The sequence below is a fragment of the Synechococcus sp. CCY 9618 genome (genome assembly GCF_019038415.1).
Lineage (GTDB): Bacteria > Cyanobacteriota > Cyanobacteriia > PCC-6307 > Cyanobiaceae > Cyanobium.
Map to the genome: position 1 here is coordinate 1 of NZ_JAFKRG010000062.1, position 6,483 is coordinate 6,483.

General features: G+C 60.8%; 5 protein-coding genes and 1 pseudogene. 4 read left to right on the plus strand and 2 right to left on the minus strand.

Translation table 11 applies throughout. The features are described 5' to 3' along the window. Positions 1 to 304: 304 nt before the first annotated feature. The gene (arsB, locus tag KUG41_RS15075) at positions 305 to 1,315 is read right to left on the minus strand and encodes an ACR3 family arsenite efflux transporter (RefSeq protein WP_216905030.1); all 1,011 of its coding nucleotides are present in this window, start codon (positions 1,313 to 1,315) and stop codon (positions 305 to 307) included. A gap of 394 nt (positions 1,316 to 1,709) precedes the next feature. Between arsB and KUG41_RS15700 the strand changes: the two are divergent. From KUG41_RS15700 to KUG41_RS15095, 4 genes and pseudogenes are all read left to right on the plus strand, one after another. After that, positions 1,710 to 1,814 (plus strand): annotated as a pseudogene (locus tag KUG41_RS15700) (hypothetical protein); the annotation flags it as partial. Positions 1,815 to 1,835: 21 nt separating this feature from the next. After that, complete coding sequence (locus KUG41_RS15085; protein ID WP_254217348.1) at positions 1,836 to 2,162, plus strand: hypothetical protein; 327 nt, start codon at positions 1,836 to 1,838, stop codon at positions 2,160 to 2,162. 77 nt (positions 2,163 to 2,239) lie between these two features. Further along, the gene (locus KUG41_RS15090) at positions 2,240 to 4,342 is read left to right on the plus strand and encodes a copper-translocating P-type ATPase (protein ID WP_216905031.1); all 2,103 of its coding nucleotides are present in this window, start codon (positions 2,240 to 2,242) and stop codon (positions 4,340 to 4,342) included. Continuing rightward, a complete protein-coding gene (locus KUG41_RS15095) occupies positions 4,342 to 4,767 on the plus strand; it encodes a cupredoxin domain-containing protein (protein WP_216905032.1) in 426 nt (141 codons plus the stop codon). The genes KUG41_RS15090 and KUG41_RS15095 overlap by 1 nt, the downstream gene beginning before the upstream one ends. A gap of 33 nt (positions 4,768 to 4,800) precedes the next feature. On the opposite strand, the gene KUG41_RS15100 is transcribed toward KUG41_RS15095, so the two are convergent. Then, positions 4,801 to 6,315, minus strand: coding sequence for a multicopper oxidase family protein (locus KUG41_RS15100; RefSeq protein WP_371734172.1), 1,515 nt, complete (start codon positions 6,313 to 6,315; stop codon positions 4,801 to 4,803). Positions 6,316 to 6,483 lie beyond the last annotated feature (168 nt).

A 6,483-nucleotide genomic window follows, 5' to 3' on the forward strand; every position in this document is an offset into this window, starting at 1 on the left:
GGCTTGCGGAGCCCCTCCAGAGCCAGCATCCGCCGCAGTTCGATGATCTCGGCCCGCTGGGCCACGATCACTTGCCGCGCGAAGCGCCGGACCGTGGCGTTGGTGCTCTTGACCAGGGCGTCGTGGGCCATGATCAGCGCCCCGCCGACCGCTCTTCCTAAGCCACAGATCCGATTCAATGGCCAGCTCTCGGCTGATCAGCTCCAACCGCTGGTAGGTGCGCTCCCAGCGGCGCTGAGCACGTTGATCACGTTGCGGGCCTTGCCCACGTTTATCTTCAGCTTAGGTTCGATTAGGTAAGCTACTATCCATTCCAAAAAGATATTCGTTTTAGATATTTACCAAAATGCACCAATCCCAACATAATTGGCACTTCCCAGAACAGTCCCATGGTTGTACCGAGGGCAGCTTGAGATCCTAAGCCAAATAGAGCTATGGCAGTGGCTATGGCAATTTCAAAATGACTCGAAGAGCCTATTATCACAGTTATAATTGCTTCTTTATAGTTCAGTTTAAATAGCTTTGTTAACAGTATATTCAGTGCTACTATAATCACAAACCCAATCAAAAGTGGTACTGAAACTAGAAGCATGTCTTGAGGGTTTTGTATCAACACTTCTCCATTTAAAGCAAATAGAAGTATTAAAGTAAATAGCAATGCAATTATAGCAATCTTGCCCAGAAGAGGCCTGTAGACATTTTCGAACCAGACTCTCCCTTTACGCTTGATTAGAAGTTTACGCGAGACAAGGCTCGTCAGCATGGGGATGCCAATGAATATCAAAACGGAAATGAATAACTCGAATTTATCAATGTCTATCCCTTGAACGCCTGTTAGCAGGATGACAACTGGGGCATATAAGAACATTATTGTAAAAGTGTTTATGCTTGTTGTAATCACATTTTGTTCTTGATTGCCCTTTGCTAAGCTTCCCCAAACAATAACCATTGCCGTACAAGGGCTGGAGCCTAGCAATATAAGTGCCACAATCAGCTGATCGTGTCCTTCTAGAAAATAATAAGCTAGAACTGCTGTTACCAATGGAGCAATCAACCAATTGGACAATAAGGTAAGTACTATTGGCTTGGGAGCTTTAAGAAGCTTTTTTACCTCACTGATTTTAAAGTTAAGTAATGCTGGATACATCATTAAAAACAAGCAAGCTCCTATGGGAATTGAGACATTCCCTATTTTCCATTTATTCATTACTGAGCTAAGATTGGGAAAATATTGGGCAAGAAATATTCCAATCAACAAGCACAAAATGACCCATAACCAGAGATACTTCTCAAACTTTCCTAAGCCTTTTTCCATAATTTACTCGCACTTTAAAGGTATACGCAAAGAACGTAGCATGGATAAGAGGTCATGTCTTACGAAAGCAAGAAACGGTTTTTAGCTTGTTCGGTATTGCGATTAACCGTTGCGTTTGGCCCCCTGTGAATGCCAGGGAGATTCTGGATAACCGAGGGCAACTATGCGAAAACAGGGGCATATACCAAGGCCAGAACTGGGGTGATTGAGGTGGTCTGGCTTTCCTTGTCAAGCGACATCCGGAATAGGTCCTCAAGTTTTCGCTGTCGCCTGACACTGAGCACGGTCGTAGGAGCCGATTTCGCTGCAGCGGTATCGCCGCTCTGCGGGAGTGGTGCCATCGAGGATCACGGCGCCGCTGCGGACCCGGCGGAATTCATAGCAGGAAGCTGAAAAACGTGCCGCCGAGCTCAAGTGCAAGGGCACTTTTGCCATGGGCTCGCTGTGGATGCCCTGTGCCAATGAGCAGGCGCTCCACAAGGCCCTGCAGAACAACTGACCCCACGCGCCGGGAATCCCCATGAGCCGCCGCCACCTGGGCCGCCGCGTCCATCGAGCCCTGGTGCCGATCGCAGCGGTCCCTCTGATCATCACCGCGCTGTCGGGCTCGATCTATGGCCTGATGCTGGCGAACAACATCGATGCTTTCTGGCTCCTCAAGATCCACACGGGCAACTTCGGGATGATCAACCTGCAGCCCTATTACTCGGCGATCATCGGAATACTCACGTTGATCATTGCCATATCAGGCGTCGGCCTGCTGCTCGGCGGCCCCCCAAAGCGACCAACATCACTGAGCTCAAATGCGAAAAATCAGGAATCAGGATACGAAAATCACGGGACATAACTCTCCATCTAGCTGGACATCACTAGCTTGAAGGGATAGCCCCGCGCCTACTCCAGGCCACTGATGCCACGCATCCAATGAGTGACCCTTCCCCCGGCCCGCCCTGCTGCCACGCCGAAACCCCAGCCGGATCGGCGGACGGCATGGAGCGGGAGCTGGCCCGGGAGCGCACCCTGCTGCGCCGCAAGGTCAGCGTGGCTGCCGTCCTCACCGTCCTGGTGATGTTCTCCAGCCTGCCCCACATGCTGGGGCTTCACAGCCTTCCGTTCCTGCCGCCCTGGTTCACCAGCCCATGGACCCAGCTGATCCTCACCACTCCGGTGCTGTTCTGGTGCGGGCGTGACTTCTTCACCGGCGCCGTCTCGGCGTTCCGGCAGCACTCCGCCGACATGAACACCCTGGTGGCGGCTGGCACCGGCATTGCCTACCTCACGTCGCTGTTCACCACCCTGTTCCCGCAGGTGCTGATCGCTGAAGGCCTGCCGGCCGACGTCTACTACGAAACCGTGGCGGTGATCCTGACCCTGGTGCTGCTGGGCCGGCTGCTGGAGGCCCGTGCCCGCGGCCAGACCTCAGAGGCCATCCGGCGGCTGTTGCAGCTTCAGCCCCCCACCGCCCGGGTGCTGCGGGAGGGACAACCGGTTGAAGTACCGGTGTCGATGGTGGGGGTGGGGGACCTGGTGCAGGTGCGCCCGGGCGAGAAGCTGCCCGTGGATGGGGTGGTGGAGGAGGGCAGCTCCTGGGTGGAGGAATCGATGCTCACCGGTGAACCCACTCCTGTCGCCAAAGCTGCAGGCGACACGGTGATCGGTGCTTCGATGAACCGCAGCGGCAGCTTCACGTTCCGCGTCAGCCGGGTGGGCACAGACACGGTGCTGGCCCAGATCGTGGAGCTGGTGCGCCAGGCCCAGAGCTCCCGCACCCAGGTGCAGCGCCTGGCCGATCAGGTGGTGGGCTGGTTCGTTCCGGTGGTGATCGCCCTGGCCATCGCCGCCTTCGTGATCTGGTTCCTGATCAGCGGCAACCCAGTGCTGGCGATGCTGTTTCTGGTGAGCGTGCTGGTGATCGCCTGTCCCTGTGCCCTGGGCCTGGCTACCCCCACCTCGATCATGGTGGCCTCCGGCAAGGGGGCCGAGAACGGCCTGATCTTTCGCAGCGCCGAGGCTTTGGAGACGGCCGGCAAGCTGCGCACCATCGTGCTCGACAAGACCGGCACCCTTACCCGCGGCCAGCCGGAGGTGACCGATTTCGAGCGGCTGAGCGGTGGCGTGCTGCCGGCCAACACCCTTCTGGCGCTCACCGCCGCGCTGGAATCCCGCTCGGAGCATCCCCTGGCCGAAGCGATCGTGACCTATGCCCGCAGCCAGTTGAAGGACAGTGAACTGCCTGCGGTGGAGGGCTTCGAGGCCGTGGCCGGACGCGGCGTGCAGGGAGCGATCGCCGGCCAGCAGGTGCGGGTCGGTACCCCCCGCTGGTTCGACGAGCTCGACATCGACACCGCCGCCCTCAAGCCCCTGGTGGAGCGTCTTGAGGCCGCCGCCTGCAGTGTGGCGGCCGTGGTGGTGGACGGACGGATCGAGGCCTGCTTCGGGGTGGCCGATCCCCTCAAAGCGAGCTCAGCGGCTGCCGTGGCGGCTCTGCGGCGCCTGGGCCTGCAGGTGGTGATACTCAGCGGCGACGCCCGCCGTACCGCCGAAGTGGTGGCCGCCCAGGTGGGCATCGAGCGGGTGATCGCCGAAGTGCGTCCCGCCGACAAGTCCTCGGTGATTCGCAAGCTGCAGGAGCAGGGAGAGGGCCCGGTGGCGATGGTGGGGGATGGCATCAACGACGCCCCCGCCCTGGCCCAGGCGGATGTCGGCATCGCCATGGGCACCGGCACCGATGTGGCGATTGCCGCCAGCGACATCACCCTGATCTCCGGCAACCTGGCCGGCGTGCCGGCGGCGATCGAGCTCAGCCGCCACACCATGGCCAACATTCGCCAGAACCTGTTCTTCGCCTTCGCCTACAACGTGGCCGGCATCCCGATCGCCGCCGGCCTGCTGTTCCCTCTCACCGGGTGGTTGCTGAGCCCGATGATTGCCGGCGCCGCCATGGCTTTCAGCTCCGTGTCGGTGGTGAGCAACGCCCTGAGGTTGCGGAACTTCCGGCCCGCACCCCTTCCCATTGCCGCTAGCTGATGACCAATCTCTTTGCTGCCGAACCGCTCTGGCGCACCATCGACCAGCCCGTGGTGCTGAAGGCCCTGGTCGCCGGCGTTGGTGTGGTGCTGATCGCCTGGGAACTGTGGTGGTTCCTGGGACGCCATGGCGGTGGGGTGGCGGCCCGCGAGAGCGAGGCGGGCTTTCAGGAAATCACCATCACCGTGGATGGCGGCTATGCGCCCTCAAGAATCAAAGTGAAGGCCGGCAGGCCGATGCGGCTGGCTTTTCACAGGATCGATCCGAGCGGCTGTGTGGCCCAGGTGATCTTCCCCGATTTCCACAAAACCCTTGACCTGCCCCTCGATGCCACCACCCGCCTGGAGTTGCCGTCTACAGAAGCCGGCAGCTATCCCTTCCACTGCGGGATGAACATGGTGCGAGGCGTGCTGGAGGTGGAGTGAGGGAGGAGCGGGATCCAGGTTGGTCGCGTCCGCTCAGGTGCTGATCTCCAGAGTGCCCATCATTCCCAGCTCCTCGTGATCGAGGATGTGGCAGTGGTACACCGTGCGGCCGGGAAAATTGCGGAAGGCTGTGCGGATTCTCACCTCTTCTCCCGGACGCACCACCACTGTGTCTTTCCAGGCGCGAAAGGGTTCGGGTTGGCCGTTACGGCTGATCACCTGGAAGGGATTCACGTGCACATGAAAAGGATGATCCATCATCCCTGAATTCAGAAGAATCCATTCTTCCGTTTCATTCAGCCGCACGGTGGTGTCCACACGGGCGTGTTCGTAGACGTTGTTGTTGATCAGAAACCCCATGCCCATGCCGGGGCCCATGGCGTGGGAGAGGCTGAAGCTGCGCGTGCGGGTGGGCTCCGGTAACGCTGGCACCGCGATCAGTTGCCGTGGTAGTGGCATCGGTGGGCCTTCGCCCACATAGCTGACTGTGGCGAGGGTCGCCGAAGCCGTCTGGGTGATGAATCCAGGCGGGCTGCCCATTCCGATCCCTCCCCTACCCATCCCACCTCTGCCTCTGCCACCTCTCCAGCCCATGCCCATCCCCCCTCTGCCCATGCCCATGCGCATGCCCATGCCGCCACCCATGCCCATGCCACCGGCGAACCGGTCGTAGGGAAGGGCCTGCAGGCGGTAGCGCCCCGGGCTGCGGTTGGCTTGGACCAGCACGTCGGCCCGCTCACCGGGAGCCAGCAGCAGCTCCTGGAGCTCGATCGGCGCAGGGATCGCCCCGCCATCGGTGGCGATCAGGTGGAAGGGATGACCCTCGAGGGCCAGCCGGTAGAAGCGGGCGTTGGACGCATTCACCAGCCGCAGCCGCAGCAGACCACCGGAGCTCACCTGCAGATCGGGCTGGATCTGTCCATTCACCGTGAGGAGCTCCCCCTGGCGGCCCCAGATCCGCTGCATCGGCGAAAAGCCGTAGCCCCGGGTGCTGCCCTCCGTGGCGGTGGGGAAATCCTTCAGAAACAGGAACTCCTCCCGGGCGGCCCGCACCTCGGGAAGCTCATCCAGTTCCCCTCGCACCACCAGCATTCCCCCCAGCCCGCCGAACACCTGATCGGAAACGGTGCCGTGGCGATGGGGGTGGTAATAGAACAACCCGGCAGGGTGATCTGCCGGAATCTCGAACGCATAGGCGAAGGATTCGCCGCCAGGAATCGAGAGGAACACGTTGTCGGCCGATCCGCCGGGGGAGACGTGCAGACCGTGGTAGTGGAGATTGCTGGGCGCCTTCAGCTGGTTCCGGAACCTCAGTCGCACCGCGTCCCCCGGCCTCACCTCAAGGCGGGGCCCCGGCGAACGCCCGTTGTAGGTGAGGATCCATGCCGGGCCTTGCGGCAGCCAGCCCGGCGTGGCGCCAGCCACCAGCTCGAGATCCAGCAGGCCCCCGCTGGAGCGGATCACGGCAGGGGCAGCCCCCCCGGCCGAAGGTTGGGGCCGGCCCAGGGCCGCACGCCCCAGCACCAGGCCCCCGGTTCCAGCGGCCACCAGAGCAAGAAAGGATCTACGGGGAATGTTCCTGGCCATGGTCAACCTCCGGGGGAGCTCAGAGGGCAAAGAGGGCGTCGTACTGGTGGTACGCCGGCTTGCGGAGCCCCTCCAGAGCCAGCATCCGCCGCAGTTCGATGATCTCGGCCCGCTGGGCCACGATCACTT